At 51.7% G+C, this 17,239-nt stretch carries 16 protein-coding genes; 7 read left to right on the top strand and 9 right to left on the bottom strand.

The window, feature by feature from the left end; translation table 11 throughout:
• Positions 1–111 precede the first annotated feature (111 nt).
• A complete protein-coding gene (locus ABD880_RS09665; RefSeq protein ID WP_345165143.1) occupies positions 112–549 on the bottom strand; it encodes a hypothetical protein in 438 nt (145 codons plus the stop codon).
• A gap of 248 nt (positions 550–797) precedes the next feature.
• Here ABD880_RS09665 and ABD880_RS09670 point away from each other — a divergent pair, with 248 nt between their 5' ends.
• A complete protein-coding gene (locus tag ABD880_RS09670; RefSeq protein ID WP_345165146.1) occupies positions 798–1,529 on the top strand; it encodes an SIMPL domain-containing protein in 732 nt (243 codons plus the stop codon).
• A gap of 83 nt (positions 1,530–1,612) precedes the next feature.
• Here ABD880_RS09670 and ABD880_RS09675 read toward each other — a convergent pair whose 3' ends face one another.
• The 8 genes from ABD880_RS09675 to pnuC form a co-directional block, all read right to left on the bottom strand.
• A complete protein-coding gene (locus ABD880_RS09675) occupies positions 1,613–2,293 on the bottom strand; it encodes an ABC transporter ATP-binding protein (protein WP_345165149.1) in 681 nt (226 codons plus the stop codon).
• 5 nt (positions 2,294–2,298) lie between these two features.
• Positions 2,299–3,558 carry an ABC transporter permease gene (locus tag ABD880_RS09680; RefSeq protein ID WP_345165152.1) on the bottom strand — a complete coding sequence of 420 codons (1,260 nt, stop codon included), beginning with the start codon at positions 3,556–3,558 and terminating at the stop codon, positions 2,299–2,301.
• A gap of 2 nt (positions 3,559–3,560) precedes the next feature.
• Positions 3,561–4,652, bottom strand: coding sequence for an efflux RND transporter periplasmic adaptor subunit (locus tag ABD880_RS09685; RefSeq protein WP_345165155.1), 1,092 nt, complete (start codon positions 4,650–4,652; stop codon positions 3,561–3,563).
• Between the two features lie 255 nt (positions 4,653–4,907).
• Positions 4,908–5,789 (bottom strand): aldose 1-epimerase family protein, encoded by an 882-nt coding sequence (locus ABD880_RS09690; RefSeq protein ID WP_345165157.1) that lies wholly within the window; start codon positions 5,787–5,789, stop codon positions 4,908–4,910.
• A 36-nt stretch (positions 5,790–5,825) separates the two neighbouring features.
• On the bottom strand, positions 5,826–6,341 hold the full coding sequence (locus ABD880_RS09695) for an AAA family ATPase (protein WP_345165160.1): 516 nt from the start codon (positions 6,339–6,341) through the stop codon (positions 5,826–5,828).
• Between the two features lie 106 nt (positions 6,342–6,447).
• Positions 6,448–7,197, bottom strand: coding sequence for a DUF2490 domain-containing protein (locus ABD880_RS09700; protein ID WP_345165163.1), 750 nt, complete (start codon positions 7,195–7,197; stop codon positions 6,448–6,450).
• Positions 7,198–7,390: 193 nt separating this feature from the next.
• On the bottom strand, positions 7,391–8,254 hold the full coding sequence (locus ABD880_RS09705) for a phosphatase PAP2 family protein (RefSeq protein ID WP_345165166.1): 864 nt from the start codon (positions 8,252–8,254) through the stop codon (positions 7,391–7,393).
• Positions 8,255–8,424: 170 nt separating this feature from the next.
• A complete protein-coding gene (gene pnuC / locus ABD880_RS09710) occupies positions 8,425–9,033 on the bottom strand; it encodes a nicotinamide riboside transporter PnuC (RefSeq protein ID WP_345165169.1) in 609 nt (202 codons plus the stop codon).
• A gap of 153 nt (positions 9,034–9,186) precedes the next feature.
• Between pnuC and ABD880_RS09715 the strand changes: the two genes are divergently transcribed.
• From ABD880_RS09715 to ABD880_RS09740, 6 genes are all read left to right on the top strand, one after another.
• Complete coding sequence (locus ABD880_RS09715; protein ID WP_345165172.1) at positions 9,187–9,507, top strand: rhodanese-like domain-containing protein; 321 nt, start codon at positions 9,187–9,189, stop codon at positions 9,505–9,507.
• Positions 9,508–10,252: 745 nt separating this feature from the next.
• A complete protein-coding gene (guaB, locus tag ABD880_RS09720) occupies positions 10,253–11,722 on the top strand; it encodes an IMP dehydrogenase (protein ID WP_345165175.1) in 1,470 nt (489 codons plus the stop codon).
• An 88-nt stretch (positions 11,723–11,810) separates the two neighbouring features.
• Positions 11,811–13,889: a GAF domain-containing SpoIIE family protein phosphatase gene (locus tag ABD880_RS09725; RefSeq protein WP_345165177.1), complete on the top strand. Its 2,079-nt coding sequence runs from the start codon at positions 11,811–11,813 to the stop codon at positions 13,887–13,889.
• 20 nt (positions 13,890–13,909) lie between these two features.
• The gene (locus ABD880_RS09730; protein ID WP_066508768.1) at positions 13,910–14,248 is read left to right on the top strand and encodes an STAS domain-containing protein; all 339 of its coding nucleotides are present in this window, start codon (positions 13,910–13,912) and stop codon (positions 14,246–14,248) included.
• Positions 14,241–14,651, top strand: coding sequence for an ATP-binding protein (locus tag ABD880_RS09735; protein ID WP_345165182.1), 411 nt, complete (start codon positions 14,241–14,243; stop codon positions 14,649–14,651). Before ABD880_RS09730 ends, ABD880_RS09735 begins: the two co-directional genes overlap by 8 nt.
• Before the next feature lie 202 nt (positions 14,652–14,853).
• A complete protein-coding gene (locus tag ABD880_RS09740) occupies positions 14,854–17,148 on the top strand; it encodes a peptidylprolyl isomerase (RefSeq protein ID WP_345165184.1) in 2,295 nt (764 codons plus the stop codon).
• Positions 17,149–17,239 lie beyond the last annotated feature (91 nt).

Raw genomic sequence — 17,239 nt, forward strand, 5'->3', positions numbered from 1 at the left:
AGTAAACCTACGCTAATAACCAACCAAGAAAGGTAGCAGCGTAGCAAAAAGAATTGACAAGGCGTTTTTAGCCCACTTTCCAGAAAACAGGCCAAAAACGAGAAGATGGAATTACGACAAGACAGCAGATTTCTCTTGTTTCTGGCAGGCTTGCAGCCAGGCAATGGCCTCTTCCCTGAAGAAGAACATGCGGTACTCTAACTGCCTTCCAATCTTACTGATGTGCATGACCTCGCCGGCGGTCTCACCGTAAGAATGTTTGTTGGCCACGTGCGCCAGGTACTTAAGGCCGGCATTCATGGCTCTGGGCAACCACTCCTCCTCTAACCAACCCACGGCCTGGCTCCAGGGCCCTGTTAAGACGCTGTTGTCATTGAGTTTGTACGCGCAACCGGTCTTCTCCAATATCTCCAGGCCCAGTTCACAAGCCACCTTTAAATCCTGCTGAGAGGCGTAGCCTTCCCAGTGCGTGTCTATGATGTCCAGCGCAGGGTTGTGTTCTACCACGTAAAAAATTCGGTCAAAAGAGTTTTTGGCTTCTAAGCGCATGGCTGATGAGCGGGATAAGATTGACAACCTAAAAAAAGAGGGGGAGTGGAAGCTAGAACCAACAGAAGTTCAATTTGTTTCTGGGCTTGGTTCTGCTTACCCGTAAAGATGCGCTTTTTCTTTTGAATAGATATAGCCTTACAAAGATTTAAAGCAGCTAAAAGGCATTATCCACTGGATGGCTAGCATAAAATATCCAAGCCCGTATAAGAGACACTTGCCTTTCAAAATTCAGGCAAATCAACCCTATGAAGACAACTCTGCTGCTAGTGCCGCTCTGCCTATTTGCCTTTCTCTTCCAATCCTGCGGTTCTGGTACAACAGAACATGCCGGCTCTGGTAAGACCATGATCCTGAGCAGTTCGGGGGAGATTACTACGCTACCCGATGAGGCCAGCCTTACCTTACATTTGCAGTGCCTGGACAAGGACATCAAACAGTCCAAGCAATGCCTGCTGGAAAAGTCTGAGGCGCTTAACACCCTGTTCAAAACCTACAAGATAGCCCCTGAGGACATCCTGACCACCTCCATCAACCAGTCCAAGGAATACGGTTGGCAGAACAACTCCAACGTGTTTCAAGGCTTCAGGTCTTCCATCACCATGTCTTTGAAAGTACGCCGTCTAGCGGTGCTGGAGGAACTGTACCCCGCCCTGCTCACCAATGAGAACGTGACCATTGGCAACCTGGCCTACTCGCACAGCAAGCTGGACAGCCTTAGCCATGAAGCCTACCAAAAAGCCCTCGCTAACGCCAACGCACTGGCAGACAAACTGGTCCAGAAAATGGACTTTTCTGACAAGGAGATCCTAAGTATTGCCAACGTAGAACTGCCCGCCAGAGAAGAAGCACGTGGTGGTGCCGTGGCCGTGCAGGCAGAATCTAACATGGCCGCTGATGCGTCCAGCAACAGAATCACGCTCAACTACGGCAACGTCTACCTCACCAGGACCCTGCATGTAGAGTATAGGTTGAAGTAAAGAAGACAATGCCGGCTCGTTTTTAAGCTATTTTCCAGAAAACAGGCCAAAAACGGCAAATTCCTTTAAGAGGCAATGGCTTCTCACATATTTATGATGCGGCCGTCCTCCATTTCTATGACGCGGTCTGTGCGCTGGGCAAAGTCTGGGTCATGCGAGACAATGAGCAGGGTCTGTTTCTTCTCCTGGCACAGTTCCTGAAAGATGTCAAAGACAATGTCTGAGTTCTTCTTGTCCAGGTTGCCGGTGGGTTCATCGCCCATGATAAGGACTGGGTCATTGATGAGCGCGCGCGCAATGGCCACTCGCTGCTTCTGCCCGCCGCTTAACTGGTTGGGCATCTTGAGGGCCTGGTCATCTACGCCCAGCGTTTTCAAATACCCCATGGCCCGGTGTTCTACCTCTGCCATTGAATATCTACCCAACTTGATGCCCGGCAGCATGACGTTTCTGAGCACGCTAAACTCCTGGATGAGGTAATGAAACTGGAACACAAAGCCAATCTTCTCGTTCCGGATCTGGGCCAGTTGTTTGGGCGTGCGCTCACTCATCAGTTCGCCGTCCAGGTAGAGCTGGCCCTCATAGTCGGTGTCCATGGTAGAGAGGATGTAGAGGAGCGTAGACTTGCCACAACCAGACTTGCCCACCACCGACACGAACTCGCCGTGCGTGACGCTGAACGTGACCTCATTCAAGACCTGAAACTTGACCGGGTCATAGAAATACTTGTTGATGCCCACCGCCTCCAGAACCTTCTCTGCCATGGTCTTTATTTTCCTCTTATGATGCTGACCGGGTCTGTCTTACTGGCTTTGCGCGCCGGGAACAGGCCGGCAAAATACGTGGTCACCAGAGCGAAACTGATGCCAATCATATAGTACACCGGGTTAAAGTACACCGGATAGGTGTCTATGGTGGGCAGGGACTCGGTCTTAAACGGCAAATTGTCAATGACCACCGAAATACCGTAGCCCAGCAGCAACCCCATCACCCCGCCCGCAATCCCAATAATCATGGACAGTGCCAGAAAGATGTACTGCACGTCTGTTGCTGAGAAACCCGTGGCCTTGAGAATGGCAATGGCATCCATCTTCTCATAGATCATCATGTTGAGGATGTTGTAGATGCCAAAGCCCGCCACAATCAACAGCGTAATACCAACGGCGTAGGAGATGATGCTCCTGATGTTACTGCCCGTCTCAAACTGGCTGTTGGCCGTCTGGATGTCGGTGGCCTCCAGCCCATACAAGGCGGCATATTCTTTAGCGGTGGCGGGTGCCAGGTTCAGGTCCGTGAGGTTGACTTGTATGTCGGTGAGATAGGCAGAGGGCTGGCCCAGCAGTTTCTGCACGGTCTCAATAGACGCGAAGCTTTGGATGTTGTCAATCTCCATGATGCCCAGCTGGACCACGCCCACCACTTTTAGCGTGCCTTGCTGGCCGGTGGGCGCCGTCACTCTAATCACATCGCCCAGGTCCAGCATCATTTTCTCGGCAATGCCTTTGCCCAGAATGATGCTGTTAGACACTGTGGCCAGGTCCTGCAGGTTGCCTTCAATGATGTAGTCGCTTAAAGAGAAAAGCCTGTCTTCTGTGGCCACGTCAATGCCGTCAATCACGCCGCCCATCTCAATGGTGCCCGTGTTGTAAAACACCTGCGTGATGGCCTTGGGCGCCACGCCCACCACCCGTGGGTCTGCCTGAATGGCCTTGATGATGGCCTGGCTGTTGTAGATTTCCTTGCCCCTGTCCTTTGGTTTAACTGACCTGATAAAGTGCTCATGACCGGCATACTTGGCAGCACGTTCCACGGCCTGCACCGGCGTGGGCTTTATCTCATTGTAGAGCCGCACGTGGGGCAGGCGGTTCAAGACCAGGCCGTCCAGCAACTGGTTTAGGCCGTTCATGAAACTAACCAGGGCAATGAACATTCCAATGCCAAACGTCACCCCCGCCGCCGCTACTATGGACTGACGCATGCGCGCCCGTAGCAGCCCCACGGCAATGTTCAGGATGAGTTTAACGTTCATGCTTACCTAGGTTTATAGATGAACTCCGTCGTGTCCAGACCTTGCAGCACCTCGGCTTTGCGGTAATCACGCAGGCCCACTTTCACCTCGCGCCGCTGGTCTGGGGCCACCAGCACAAACCGGTCCTCCACCAGATACTCCCTTGGTATGAGCAAGGCGTTCTTTTTGGTCTGTACCACAATGTTGGCTTCGGCAGACAGGTTGGGATAAAGTGTGGCCGGTGGGTTCACAAACCGCGCATCTACCTGAAACGTGCGCGACCGTTCGTTCATGATGGGATAGACTTTCTCCACTACGCCTTCAAACACCTGCCCTTTGTAACTGTCCATGCTAATCTGCACGGGCTGTCCCACCCGTACCTGCACAATGTCATTCTCGTCTACTTCTAGCTCCAGCAGGAAATTCTTGGTTTGGCCAATAACCGCCAGCGGCGTCTGCGGGCTTACCAACTCACCTTTCTCCAGGAGCACGTCATACACCCTGCCAGAGATGCTGGCCCGAACCACAAAATCTTGTTGCAACTGCTTGCTGATGTCATAGTTCACACCGGCGCGTTGCATCTCATTCTTTAGTTGCCGGTTTAAGAGGTTGTAATTGGCCCGGGCAGAGAGGTAATTGCTGCGCGAAGAGTTGTAGGCCAGTTGCCGTTGCTCAAACTCCACCTGGGTGCCAATGTTCTGTTCCCACAAGCGCTTCTGCCGCTGGTACAGAGAGGAATCCAGCTGGTATTTGTCACGAGCCTGCCTAACCGCCAATTGCGCCTCCTGCAACCGCCCGAAGTTGCTTTTGGTGTTCTCTTGGCTCAGTTCCAGGGCCAGTTGGGCGTAGCGGGCATTCAATGCGGCCGTGCTGTTCTCTACCCTGAAGAGCGGGTCGCCAGCGTTCACGGTGTCACCAGGCTTGACCAGAATGGCCTGCACAATGCCGCTCACCACGGGATAGGCGGTGTACTGGTCTGCGGCCTTGACCGTGCCAGAGGCGTACACAGATTCTGCAATGTCGCTTACCTTAGGCTTTATGCGCTCCTGCTCCTCCTGGCATGAAACCAGGCAAAACAGTAGCAGCAGCAGTAGTACAGAATATCTTTTCACCATGACCTGAATGCCTTCCACCTTCTAGCCAGAAGGCGCACTGCAAAGAAAGGAAAAACTGGCACCCTTGTCTGCGACGATTGCCTTCTTCTTACATGATACTCATCATTTTACCTTAAGTTGGAGGCGCGTTTCAGTTCCTGCTTTCTACGCGTAAATAGCCTTAAGCAAGAAATCCGTTTTTGGCCTATTTTCTCAGAAACAGGCCAAAAACGGACGTACAGGAATAAGATAAATCCCCCTTTCTTAGGTGTGAGTTTACCCAATGGTAAGGGTGTAGGAAGCTTCAAAGGTCTGATGGCCTAGCAGGGAAATTATGCCTTCCTTCTGGCTTAGCTCTATGGGCGGGCCAGAGGTGCCGGCAATGCCGTGCCAGGGCTCCAGACACAGAAACGGGGCGCCTGCGCGCTTGGTCCAGATGCCCAGAAACGGAAAGCCTTCAAACTGCATTTGTACAAAGTGCGGGTGCTGGTCGCATTTAAGGGTGATTTTTTCTGAGCGCACATTCTTGAAGACCAGGGCGTCTTTCTCATAATGGTTGTAACGCAAGGGCATAATAGCCATGTTGTCCAGCACGGGCTCCGTCTGGCCGTTTTGCAGGCCGGTGCCGTCTTCCAGGAGATAGCGTGCCAGGGTTTCGGGTTGGGAGAACTCCAGGTAATAGTCTTCAAAGGCGGTATTGGGCGTGAGCGGACAGTTGAAGGCCGGGTGCGCGCCAATGGAGAACAGCATCTCCCCTTCGCCCATGTTCTGAACCTGGTATTTGACTTCCAACGTCTGGTCCTGCAAAGTGTAGATAATCCGTAACCTGAAATGGAACGGATAGACCTGCAAGGATGCCTCAGAGAATCTAAGCTCATAGACTAACTGGTCAGCGTTCTGTGAAACCAGGGCAAACTCCTGGTCCCGGGCAAAGCCGTGCTGGGGCAATGAATAGGTCTGGCCCTGGTGCAGGTACTGGTCTAGCGGCAGACGCCCCACTATCGGGAAAAGCACGGGCGCGTGGCGGTTCCAGAACTGGCCATCTGCTTGCCAGAGGTATTCCAAGTTCTCAGACTTCTTGAGGAAAGAGCAGAGTTCGGCGCCGTGGCTTTTGACGCCTACGCGCACTAAATCATTCTCTAAGTAAGCAATGGACATAAATGGAGTTCTGGGTCTTGGGTTCTGGGTCTAGTATTACATAGAAAGCAACGCTTCTACGGCTTGTACGGCAGACTGGAAACGGGTGCTGTGGGTACCGGATATTTCGGCAAATGCGGCGTTCATCTGCTGGAGTTCACGCTTGTACCAGGCGTAAAAATATTCCCGCAGGTCTGGGTGCTCGCGCTGGGGATCTGGCTGCCAGGGCAGGTCTACGTTTAGGAGCAGGTACAGGTCAATCTGCTGGTGTTGCAGTGCCTCCTGTATAGAACCTGAGGCCTGACCATAGGCGTGCTCAGACCAGATTTTAAGGACCAAGGCCTCGGTGTCCAGAAACAGAATTTCGGGGTTAGCTTCCTCGGCTTTTTGCCACAGCGTCAGCTGGCCTTTTAAGATTTGGTCCAGGTCTTCGGCTACATACGGCCGGTTTAGCTGGTCTATGTACGCGCGGGCGTATTCGGGTACCCAAGACGCCTGGAAGTGTGCGGCTAACTGTGCGGCCAGTGTAGATTTGCCCGTGCTTTCGGGACCGGTGATGGCTATTTTTTTCACGAGAGAAATGCTAGATCAGGCCTTGATTTTTGGCTTATTTTCTGGAAAACAGGCCAAAAACCAAGGGCCCGCCAAGGTAAGCAAAAGCATAGGCTTTCTGGGCGCCTTATTGGCTGGCTGTGTCTTTTCTAAAATCAAGGTTGTAGCCCACCGTCACTTGCAGGGTGTGGTTGCTCTCAAAGTTGATGCCACCGCCAGACTGTAACAACTGGTGCATGTAGCCTACCTCCAGAGAAGCCGCCTTGCTGAATTTATAGCCTACGCCGGCATAAGCGCGGTTCTGGTCAAAGATGTTGGCCTGCACGTTTTTGCCAAACCCAATGAACACCTCATTGGACCCCGACACATACGCTTCTTTCTCTTCTAAGGTAGGGCCGCTCAAGGGCAAGGTGGTTTTAAACTGGTAGCGGGCGCGGTTTAGGTAGGTGGCTTCTTCAGCGAAGGGCCTTTTCACAAACCGCTGTTCTAACCTGAACCGGTGCTGCACCAGAAACCGGCCATAGGTAGCCTTCAATTGAACCTGCTCATACGCGCGGTGCTCCGGAAAATCGTCCAGGGCCGGAGTGTCTCCGTAGGGATACGTGTGCGCATAGACATAGCCTCCGGCCACAGACACATCCTTGCTCAGGCTGTACGTAAGGCCCATGTGCGTGACAAACTGCTGCGGGTCTGGCAGGATATCATGTCTCCTGAATTGCACATCTATGTAAAAGCCCCACTTGTCTGTAAACGTATGGTTACCGGTGTAGACGTACCAGCCGTGCTTGTTGTTATTGTACACTCTTTTGGTCTGGGCAACTACCAGGTTGGAGGAAAGCCCAACCAACATGATCAACACTAAAATCCAGTTCTTCATAGGCTACTAAAGGCAAAGGCCATTGCAAAAAGGGGAAAGGCCCTGCGTGAATAAAATCCAAAAATAAGCAAATGCTTACAAACCACTGCCCATCAACCAAGGCGGTTTGGCCGTAACCGCTTCTCAAAGAAAAAGACATCCGCCTGGCGTACCAAACGACTGTCTTTTCTTAGTCTTTTTTTTAAGCAGTTGCTTAGTTCTTGTAGTAGAGCGGGTTCTGTTTGCGCTTTCTGTGTTCATCCAGGTTAATGTTCATGGCAAAACCCGGCTGCCCGAACACATACGTGGGCGACATCACAATAGAAGGCTTGCGGCCCCAGCGGTTGCGGTGTGACAGGTAGGCCAAGTGAGAAGACAGCATGCCAATGCCGGCGCCTACAAACACGTCACTCTGCCAGTGCTTGTTGTTGAGCATTCTAAACGCGCCCACAGACGTAGCAATGGTGTAGGCCCCTACCCCGTACCAAACACTTCTATGCCGAAGTTCTGAATGGACAATAGAAGCCGCCAAAAAGGCCTGCGCCGTGTGCCCCGAAGGCATGGACTCAAAGTTCTCGCCGTTGGGCCGCTCCAGGTTGGACACTTGCTTGATGCCAAATACCGTGATGCCAAAAATGGCTTCGGCTTTGACAATCACCAAGGCAGTGTTGAGGAAGTCATTGTTGGAGCGCACGTTGAGGATGTTCACCAAGGCCAATTCTACATACGGCGCAATGAGCAGGGCGTCATCAATGGAGGTCTTAAAGTTGGGGAAGTTGCGCTGAATGTCTCGCTTGGCGTCATAACTGCTGTAGATGCCGTTGCCTTTAATGGTGCTGAGGCCGTAGCCTATCAAGATGGCGGGTACAATGGTGGCTTTAAAGGCTTTAGACTTGAAGAACGGGGCCTTGGTGTTGCCTTGGGCAACCGTAGAATCCTGGTACTTTTTAAGCGTGTCCTGGGCTTGGACTGGCGCCTGGTACTTCTTTAAGGAATCGGCTTCCTGGGCAAACACCTGCGGGGCAAAACTCCCGAAGGTCAAAGTCAGAGAAAGCCAGATGCGTATTGCTTGTTTCATTGTCTAGGGCTGTGTTAAGAAATTGTTACTACCTAGTTTAAATCGTAAGCACGCGGCAAATGGTTGCCATTTTAAGGCCCTATCTTTTAATTATCTGTCTACCAAGACATAAACCGGCCATTCATGCACGTGATGGAGGTAGTTTGAAGCTCTGTTTACGGCCTAGTACCTTACGCCAGAACGGCTTTCTGCTGGCGCAAGGTCTTTCTCCAGTCACGGTAGCCCATCCAGGCCATGGGAATGAAGATGGCATATAAGATGGCAGTAAGGTACAGTTCTTTGTATAGATAAATGGGCACGTACACAATGTCCACGGCCAGCCACAGCAGCCAGTTCTCCAGCTTCTTACGAGACATAAGCCACTGCGCTCCCAAACTCACGCCGGTGGTGCCCGCGTCCCAGTACGGTATGTCTGCCTCTGTGGTCATATCCAGATACCTCCCCAAGCCATAGGTAAAGACCGGAACCAGGACTACCAGCACGCCCCACTGCCAGTTGTGGGTTTTGGTAACGGGCCTTTCAACGCGCTTCCCGCCCTTGTACAACCACAGGTACCAGCCATAAAAGTTGAGCACGGCAAACATCACTTGCAGGCCCATGTCAGCAAACAGCAGGGCGTCTTTAAAGACCACCACGTAAAACAGCGCACTAATAAGCGCCAGCGGGAACGTCCAGATGTTCTGCTTAACCGCCAGCCACACGCACAGCAGGCCGGTGACAAAACCTACCACTTCGGTAAGCTTGGCCAGATTCCAATAGTCTAAAGTGAAGAAGTCCATAAAGAGCACGTCGTTTTTAGCCTTATATCTGGAAAACAAGCCAAAAACGGCTTTCTATCCTTACCAGAAAGGCGCACAAAAATAGAAGCTTCTGCGGGGCTTGCGCATTTTTTGACCGCCAGCCTGGTAATTATTTTGCTTTACCTTTGCCGCATGATCCCAGAAATTACGCCCGCCCAACTTAAAGAACGCCTGGCCAACGGAGAACCCCTGCAACTCATTGACGTACGGGAGCCCCAGGAATGGGACATCTGCCACCTGGGCGGTACGCTTATCCCCATGGCCGACCTGGCCAAGAAAGCTCCTGCCCTAGATGCCTCTGCCACCACGGTGGTTATCTGCCATCACGGCTTCAGAAGCGCGCAAGCCCTCCTGTTCCTGCAGCAGCGCTTTGGGTTCACCAACGTTCTCAACCTTAAGGGTGGCATTCATGCTTGGGCCCTGCAAGTGGACCCAACGTTTCCTACTTATTGATTTGATTGTTGATTGCTAATTGTTGAAGGAGGGTTACAGTTTTCGGGCTGATTTCAGCAAAAGAGGCGAAAAACGGCGTTGATTGAAGACACTCGTAGGAGCTTCGCACGCTACGAGGTCATTTAAGCAATTGATTGTTGTTGATTGCTGATTGATTTACCTGCAGATGTAAACACCCCTCTACGCTCCCCTCAAGGGGAGAATCTGCGTTTAGTATAAGCCTTTGCTACTGCACCTAATCCAGTCTTTCTGACGAGTCGCCTAAGCAGGTTGCCGCTTCAACCTAGAACAACGGCTACGACAAGGCGAGGCTGGTTAAACCGGCAAGGTGGTGACCATGCAAAAGAGGCAAGCTGGTACAGCGCGAGGCGGGAAGACGGGGCCCCGCGGCCGCGAGCGCTTAGCGGAGAAGATGAAACGAAGGGCATAAGGGCACCGGAAGAAAAGACCTTATCAGGGATAGCCAACTGCGTGCAACCGGACCGTGGCGAAAAGCAATACATTTTGATAAGCAGTTTAAGTTGTTGGTGATAACACCAACAACGGCGGGGCTAAAGTTAGATGAGCTACACAAAACAACAATCAGCAAATGACAACCAACCATAAGTTAAAAGTCATTTTCCGCCTAATTCCCAGAAAACAAGCCAAAAACGAAACCCCCTAAAATTTCTTTTCCAAGAAAAAGCAACCCATACTCAACTTTTCTCTTAATTTTACGTGGCAAATACCATAAACGCTATTTGCTATGCAGTTCCACGCTCCTAATCTGTTGTTTGAGGCACTCACCTACGACGACGTCCTTCTTCTTCCGGCTTATTCTGAAGTCCTGCCAAAGGACACTAATACCTCCACCCAACTGACCCGCAACATCCGGCTGAACATTCCGCTGGTCTCGGCGGCCATGGACACCGTGACGGAGGCAGACATGGCCATTGCCATGGCACAAGAGGGCGGCCTGGGCATCATCCACAAGAACATGAGCATTCAGCAGCAGGCTGAGCAGGTGCGCAAAGTAAAGCGCTCTGAGAGCGGCATGATCATGGACCCGGTGACCTTGCATGAAGACGCTACCCTGGGCGAGGCGCTAAGCTTGATGAAGGAACATAAGATTGGCGGCATCCCGGTCATCAATTCAGAGAAGGTACTAGTGGGCATCATCACCAACCGCGACCTGCGCTTTGAGAAGAACTATGCCATCAAGGTCTCTGAGATTATGACCAAGGACCGTCTCATCACGGCCCCCAAAGGCATTGAGCTGGACAAAGCCGAAGACATCCTGCAGGAGTACAAGATTGAGAAATTGCCGGTGATAGACGAGCAAGGCCACTTGGCTGGCCTAATCACCTATAAAGACATCCTCAAAAGAAAGCACCGTCCTAACGCTTGCAAAGACCAATATGGCCGTCTGCGCGTAGGGGCCGCCGTGGGCGTAACGGCAGACGTGCTGGACCGCGTATCTGCTTTGGTAAATGCCGGGGTAGACGTAATCAGTATTGACACGGCGCACGGTCACTCCAGAGGCGTGATGGATGCGGTGCGTAAAATAAAAGACACCTTCCCCACCATAGACATCATTGCCGGCAACGTGGCTACCGCCGAAGGCGCCAAAGCCTTGGCAGACTCTGGCGCCGATGCCGTAAAAGTAGGCGTGGGCCCGGGTTCCATCTGTACCACCCGCATCATTGCCGGCATTGGCGTTCCGCAGTTATCCGCAGTGATTGAAGCGGTAAAAGGATTGGAAGGAACGGGCGTACCGGTCATTGCCGACGGGGGCGTGAAGTTCTCAGGAGACATTGTCAAAGCCATTGCCGGCGGGGCCAGCTCCATCATGGTGGGTTCTTTGTTGGCGGGTACGGAGGAAGCTCCCGGCGAGATGCAGATTTTTGAAGGACGCAAATTCAAGTCATACCGCGGCATGGGGTCTATTGAGGCCATGGGCGAAGGCTCCAAGGACCGTTACTTCCAGGATGCCGAAGATGACGTGAAAAAGCTGGTACCGGAGGGCATTGTGGGCCGCGTGCCGTACAAAGGTCTGGCCGCCGAGGTACTCTACCAACTAGTGGGCGGACTCAAAGCGGGCATGGGCTATTGCGGAGCCCCTGACATTGAGGTGCTTAAAAAAGCCAAGATGGTCAAAATCACTGGTGCAGGCTTAAGAGAGAGCCATCCGCATGATGTGCAGATCACCAGAGAAGCACCAAATTATAGTAGATAATATCGTTAAAATTTTAGTTCTTTTGTAAGAATTAACGTATTCACCCTCGTTCTTCACCTAACTAACACCAATAGCAGGCGCCCAACCAATGCCCTATACCAAAAGAATCAAGCGATTGAGTTTTCTGACAGGAAGCGTAAGCTGGGTTCTGCTATTGGTGAATATTCTGTTTTTGGCCCGGCAGGTGCATGAAGGCGAACGCAACGCGGCCTCACCGTACCTGAGCAACCTGCTTTCTGTCATCTTTCTGGTGTCTGTGTTCTTGTACCAGCGCCAGGGCATGAAGGTGCAGAAGAACCCACAGTTCACCTCGCCGCTCTGGAAGCTGTTTGTCAAGGGCGGTCTGAGTGCGTACCTGTGCATGCTGTTGCAGGTGGGGTATCCTAGCCTCCAGACGTATTGGGTCAACAGTCCTTATTTGCTGGACATCTTCTATCAGATTGTCTTCGGGTTTCTAGCCTATTTTCTAGCCAAGGCGTTTTACACGTGGCGGCAGTTTGTACTCTACCACAAGACCAAGGACCTGGAAAGCCAGTGGAAGTGGTTTGAGATTCTGGTGGGCCTCTCCCTGCTGGTGCCCCTCTTCAATGTGGAGTATATGAACCACATCTTCCTGATTCTGGATCTGGGGTTGTTGATGGCGTATGGATTATATATGAGCGTGCACCTGCGCTGGGTGGCGTATTTGAACCTGGAGCGCAAATGGGGAAGCATTCTCCTGCTCATGGCCATTCTAGTAAGCGTGGTGTTGTTTGCCAATTTCTTGTTCCAGTACGCAGACTCCCCAGAGCTGGTAGTGGACTACACAGACAACCCGTTCATTCTGCTCACCCTGTCGTTTGTGTTCTGCTACGCGCTGGCCTCTTTGCTGGTGGCCTTGTTCAGTTTACCCACGTCTCAGGTCTTTGAACAGAAAAACGCCGACCTACTCAATTTCCAGCGCTTGAGCCAGACCATTCAGCAGGGCCGCAGCGAAGAAGAAGTGTACGCCATGCTGTTTGAGAGTGCCATCAAAGCCTCTGGGGCAGACGCGGCCTGGCTAGACTTAAAAGAAGACTCCAAGAAATCTCTGCCCTTGCGCAATGAAAGCCCGCCAGACCCCATCGTGCAAAGCATCAAAAAGGCCTTCAAGGAGCTTAAAACCGATTCAACACAACTAAGTGAGAACAAAATCTTCATGAACGGAGATTTGTTGCACCACCCTGCCTTTAAAGAGCTGCGCCTGCCCTTCCAGTCCATGATGGTCATTCCCTTGGCATCGCCTAAGGTAGAATACGGGCACCTGTACCTGCTACGCGAGGTAAGCCAGGGATTTGACGCAGACACCGTGAGCGTGGTCCAGACCTTTACCAACCAGACCATCCTCACCATTGAGAACCTACGTCTGGTCACGGAGTCCTTGCAGAACGAGCGCTACAAAGAAGAGCTCAAGATTGCCAGCCTGGTGCAGGATAGGTTGATTCCTAAAACATTTCCTACAGACACTTGGTTTGAAATTAGTTCTTACTCACAGGCAGCCAAGGAAGTGGGTGGTGACTTTTATGACTTTCTGCAGCTGAGTGAGTCCAGGATTGCCATCATTATTGGAGACGTGTCGGGGAAAGGGATTTCGGCGGCGTTCCACATGGCCCAGATGAAGGGAATCTTTCACGGGCTCATGCAGCAGGACATGCTCCCGGATGAATTTATGGTACAGGCCAACAGTGCGCTAAGCCGCTGTCTGGAACGCACCTCTTTCATCACCTCGGCGTTGTATATAATAGATTACAAGATGCAGGGCGTGTCTTTTGCCAGGGCCGGCCACTGCCATACGCTGTACTATAATTCTATGACGGAAGATACGTTCTACTTCCAGACAGAAGGGTTGGGCCTGGGCATTGTGCGGGACAAGTCTTATGCCAAGCGCATACACCGCCTGCACTATGACTACAACCCCGGCGACGTGATGGTGATCTACACAGACGGCATAGTAGAGGCCCGCAGCCCAGAACAGGATGAATACGGCGAGGAGCGCCTTAAATACATGCTCTCCCAGACGTACCACCTAGAGGCCGAAGACATAAAAAGCGCCATCATCAATGACGTGTCAGAGTTTTCAAATGACATTTTGTATGATGACCAGACGTTGCTCGTGATCAAGTTCAAACCCCCTCAACCAAAGATTTAGAAGTTCCGTAAAGAAGCGCGATGAAAATTAAACACACAATCTCCGACAACACCATCACCATCAGCTTAGACGGTGAATTGGATGCCAGCTCATCTGTGATGCTAGATGAAGAACTTTCTGCTCCTAGTATCATGATGTTCAGCAAGATTCTGGTAGACTGCAAGAATCTCAACTACATTTCTTCTGCCGGCTTGGGCGTATTTATCTCGCACTTGCAACGGTTTGAAGACGCCCAGATTAAGCTTATCTTCTTCAACATGCAGGAGAAAGTACGTAACGTATTTGAAATCTTAGGCCTTGACCTGTTAATGACCATTGTTTCTTCTTATGAAGAAGCCGTGACCATCGCCAATGACTAACTTCATTCGGGTCAGTTGCGACAGGAAAAACCTGAAGATTATCCGGGCGTTCGTCACGGAAACACTGGCCCCTGTCCCATTGTCTGCCATCACCTTGAACCAGATCATACTGGCCGTGGATGAAATCTGCGCCAACATGATCATTCATGCCAACCAGGAGGATGGTAGCAAGTTCATGTGCCTGGAGATTGACTATGATGACCGTGAGGTGGTATTTGAGCTGTCTGACAACGGTATTGCCTTTGAGCAGGCCCAGTACCGCGAGCCTAACATCATTGACAACATCAAGATGGGCAAGAAAGGCGGCGTGGGCGTAGCCCTGGTCAACCGCATCATGGACAAGGTAGAATATACCCAGCAGGGCGACACCAACATTTGCCGGTTGTACAAGCTTATTTCATAGGCTTCTGTATTATTTCCCGCGTTCTATACAATAAAAACCGTTTTTGGCCTGTTTCCTGTAAAACAGGCCAAAAACGGTTTCTTTGTTTGCCCCACCAGGCAGTATGTTTTTCACCAAGAGCCGTTTCTGTCCAAAAAAATGAGTAAAATTGCATAACGTTCGGCCTATTGACGGCTGTTCTCTTGTGATTTGCTAAGAATCTATGCGAGCTTCTTCTTTCTACCTAGGCCTTGGCGCCTTATTTCTGTACGGTTGTACCTCTCCTAAAAAGGCCAGCGAGCCCGCTGTGCTCACTATTGGGCCAGAGGCAGTGCCGGTTTCTGAGTTTGCCTACGTGTATGAGAAAAACAACGGCTCCTCAGACAGTGCCTACACCCAGGCCAACGTGCAGGAGTACCTGGACCTGTACACCAACTTTAAACTGAAAGTAGCCGAAGCCAGAAGCCGCGGCCTGGACACCACCCAAGCCTTTAAAACAGAGCTGGGCGGCTACAAAGAGCAGTTGGCGCAACCCTATCTCACAGAGAAAAGCGTGACGGACCAACTGGTGCGCGAAGCCTACGAGCGCTCCAAAAAAGAAATCAACGCCTCGCATATTCTGGTGGCGGTAGACATAGAAGCCGACCCTAAGGACACTCTAGCCGCTTTCCAGAAGATTACGGGTCTTAGACAGCAGATCTTGAACGGTGCTTCTTTTGAGGCAGTGGCCAGAGCCACCTCAGATGACCCATCAGCTAGAGAGAACTTCGGTCAGCTGGGCTATTTTACGGCTTTGCAGATGGTCTATCCGTTTGAGAATGCCGCCTATAATACGCCCAAAGGCCAAGTGTCTCAGCCGGTAAGAACCCGCTTTGGCTATCATTTGATCAAGGTCAATGATATTAGAACGGCGCAAGGCGAGATTAAAGTAGCCCATATCATGGTGCGCGCCACCTCTGGCATTCCAAGGGCAGACTCTTTGGTGGCCAAGAAAAAGATAGATGAGATTTACCGCCGCGTGCAGCGCAAAGAAGACTGGGACAAGCTAGCGGCACAGTTCTCAGAAGACGCCGCCTCTGCTGAGGAAGGCGGAGAGCTGCCTTGGTTTGGCACCGGCCGCATGATTCCTTCTTTTGAGGAAGCCGCCTTTGCCTTGGCCCAGCCAGGCTCTATCACGCCGCCGGTTCAAACGCCGTACGGCTGGCACATCATTAAATTACTGGAACGCAAAGAATTGCCGGCCTATGAAGAGATGGAAACCTCTCTGCGCAACCGCATTGCCAAAGACTCGCGCTCAGAACTAAACAAAGCTGCTTTCCTGCGCCGTATTAGAACAGAGAACCAGTTACAGGAAAATATAGCTAACAAGCAAGTAGCCCTGCGTCTGGCAGATACTACGCTGGTGGCAGGCACCTGGCAGTACAAAGAGCCCACAGAGCCTAAAAACGCTGGCTCTTTGACCTTGTTCACCATCAAAGGGCAGCCTTACACCCTTAGCCAGTTCGCTCAATACGCACAGGAAAACCAAAAGCCAAAGCAGAACGCATCAGTGGCCCATACCATGGGGCTGTTGTATGACAAGTTTGTAGAAACCAGCCTGCTCAACTATGAGCGTGACCACCTGGAAGAGAAGCACCAAGACTTTAAGATGCTGGTGAACGAGTACCATGACGGCATCTTGCTGTTCCAGTTGATGGAGGAGAAGGTGTGGACAAAGGCCATGGAAGACACCGTGGGCTTGCGCAACTTCTTTGAGCAGAACCGCAGCAAGTACATGTGGGGCACCCGCGCCCAGGCCACCATCCTGAGCGCTGCCAACCCAAGTATTTTAGCCCAAGCCCAAAAGCAGTTAGCCACGGGCAGATTCCTGTCTGAGCGCTACCAGCAGCCTGATGTGGCCTTTACGTTTAACAATGACAACCTTACTGCCGCCGCCATGGCTCAGTTAGACCAATTAGTCAATGCCTTAGAGGCAGACACAACCTTGACCGTAGAACTGGCAGGCGCTATTGACGCCAGAGAGGCTACTAACCGTAGCAATGCGTCGCTGGCCGGCAGAAGAGCCAATGCCGTGAAAGCCTATCTGGTAAAGAAGGGAGTAGACGAAGAGGCTATTCAAGTAATGCCAACCGCTGACCGCGCATCTTCTGGCCGTAACGCCCGCCGTGTACAGCTTAAAGTATACTCTACAGACGTACAAGCGCTGGCAGACCAGTTCAACCAGAGCAACCCGCTGGCCCTGCAAGTGGCCTCGCGCAAGTTTCAGAAAGGTGAGAACAAGGCCTTGGACCAGGTTACCTGGGCACCGGGCACCTATACCACCACGGTAGACGGCAGAACAGTCTTAGTGAGAATAGACAAAGTAGAACCCGCCGGTCCTAAGCAATTGAATGAGACCCGCGGCGCGGTCATCTCAGACTACCAAAACCACCTGGAGAAGGAATGGGTCAAAGAACTGCGCCAGAAATACCCGGTAAGCGTAAACCAAACAGAGGTTAAAAAGCTCATTAAGAAGTAAGTTTCTTAAAGTGCAGGCGTTTGTCTAGCTTTGTTTGTTGAGAACAATCATATTTTGCCCTGAAAGCCGCCTCTTACAGAAAGCGCTGGCT

The organism is Nibribacter koreensis, assembly GCF_039541795.1.
Classification (GTDB): Bacteria; Bacteroidota; Bacteroidia; order Cytophagales; family Hymenobacteraceae; genus Nibribacter; species Nibribacter koreensis.

Bases quoted from the DNA above. Each gene is read 5' to 3' on its own strand.
- ABD880_RS09665 (WP_345165143.1), bottom strand. From the start codon at position 549: ATGCGCTTAGAAGCCAAAAACTCTTTTGACCGAATTTTTTACGTGGTA.
- ABD880_RS09670 (WP_345165146.1), top strand. From the start codon at position 798: ATGAAGACAACTCTGCTGCTAGTGCCGCTCTGCCTATTTGCCTTTCTC.
- ABD880_RS09675 (WP_345165149.1), bottom strand. From the start codon at position 2,293: ATGGCAGAGAAGGTTCTGGAGGCGGTGGGCATCAACAAGTATTTCTAT.
- ABD880_RS09680 (WP_345165152.1), bottom strand. From the start codon at position 3,558: ATGAACGTTAAACTCATCCTGAACATTGCCGTGGGGCTGCTACGGGCG.
- ABD880_RS09685 (WP_345165155.1), bottom strand. From the start codon at position 4,652: ATGGTGAAAAGATATTCTGTACTACTGCTGCTGCTACTGTTTTGCCTG.
- ABD880_RS09690 (WP_345165157.1), bottom strand. From the start codon at position 5,789: ATGTCCATTGCTTACTTAGAGAATGATTTAGTGCGCGTAGGCGTCAAA.
- ABD880_RS09700 (WP_345165163.1), bottom strand. From the start codon at position 7,197: ATGAAGAACTGGATTTTAGTGTTGATCATGTTGGTTGGGCTTTCCTCC.
- ABD880_RS09705 (WP_345165166.1), bottom strand. From the start codon at position 8,254: ATGAAACAAGCAATACGCATCTGGCTTTCTCTGACTTTGACCTTCGGG.
- pnuC (WP_345165169.1), bottom strand. From the start codon at position 9,033: ATGGACTTCTTCACTTTAGACTATTGGAATCTGGCCAAGCTTACCGAA.
- ABD880_RS09715 (WP_345165172.1), top strand. From the start codon at position 9,187: ATGATCCCAGAAATTACGCCCGCCCAACTTAAAGAACGCCTGGCCAAC.
- guaB (WP_345165175.1), top strand. From the start codon at position 10,253: ATGCAGTTCCACGCTCCTAATCTGTTGTTTGAGGCACTCACCTACGAC.
- ABD880_RS09725 (WP_345165177.1), top strand. From the start codon at position 11,811: ATGCCCTATACCAAAAGAATCAAGCGATTGAGTTTTCTGACAGGAAGC.
- ABD880_RS09730 (WP_066508768.1), top strand. From the start codon at position 13,910: ATGAAAATTAAACACACAATCTCCGACAACACCATCACCATCAGCTTA.
- ABD880_RS09735 (WP_345165182.1), top strand. From the start codon at position 14,241: ATGACTAACTTCATTCGGGTCAGTTGCGACAGGAAAAACCTGAAGATT.
- ABD880_RS09740 (WP_345165184.1), top strand. From the start codon at position 14,854: ATGCGAGCTTCTTCTTTCTACCTAGGCCTTGGCGCCTTATTTCTGTAC.